The sequence below is a fragment of the Mesorhizobium sp. M4B.F.Ca.ET.089.01.1.1 genome, assembly GCF_004022605.1.
GTDB classification, from domain to species: Bacteria; Pseudomonadota; Alphaproteobacteria; order Rhizobiales; family Rhizobiaceae; genus Mesorhizobium; species Mesorhizobium abyssinicae.
The window spans coordinates 1-779 of record NZ_RZOS01001047.1 but is presented as its reverse complement, the minus strand read 5'-3'; the positions used below and the strand labels follow the sequence as shown (position 1 = coordinate 779).

Sequence of the window (779 nt, the reverse complement as noted above, 5' to 3'; positions counted from 1 at the left end):
TCACCAACTACACGTCCTCGGTTACCGCGAACAATTACGACACCGGCAAGGCGCAAGGCAAATTCACCTGCGAACTCGCCAAGGAGCGTGGCGGCAACAAGGTGGGAATGCTGTCGCTGCCGCAGGACAGGGAGAACGCGCAGAAATATCTGAAGGGTGCCAAGGAAGCGTTCGCGGCGAATGGCTGCGATCTCGTCCAGATGCTCGAAACGCGCGGTCTTACAATAAACGAGGCTGTCACGCAGGCAAACGATCTGCTGACCGCCAATCCCGACATCAAGGCCATTTACGGCATGTATGACGAAGCCGGTTCGGGTGCCGCCAAGGTGGTAGAGACCCGCGGCCTGACCGGCAAGGTCGGTATCACGGTCGCAGATGGATCGCCGACCACCATCGCGCTGCTGAAGAAAGGGGCGATCCAGGGCATCTTCTTCCAGGAAGCGGTGGGCCAGGGCATCGATGGAACGCAGCAGGTCTACAATGCGCTGACAGGCGCGCCGGTGACCCAGGACCTGGCTCTGGTGATGCCGCTCGTCACCGCGGACAAAGTCGACAGCCCCGAGGCGCAGAAGGTCATCGCCCGCGTTTTCCCACCAAGCAATTGAGCATCACGAGAGTGGACCTGCCGGTCGACCGGCGGGTCCACGCCCCATCAAGGAGCAAAATCGTGACCGAACTGCCGTTCATCGATCCGCACCATCATTTGTGGGATCTGGAAACCCACTACTATCCTTGGCTCACAGACGGTGTGAAACCGGCGGCCTTCGGCGACTATGAGG

At 60.3% G+C, this 779-nt stretch carries 1 protein-coding gene; it reads left to right on the top strand.

The features are described 5' to 3' along the window. Positions 1-605 (top strand): substrate-binding domain-containing protein (locus EN780_RS35920; protein WP_145971041.1); only part of this gene is annotated, 605 nt, incomplete at its 5' end. Between the last annotated feature and the right edge of the window lie 174 nt (positions 606-779).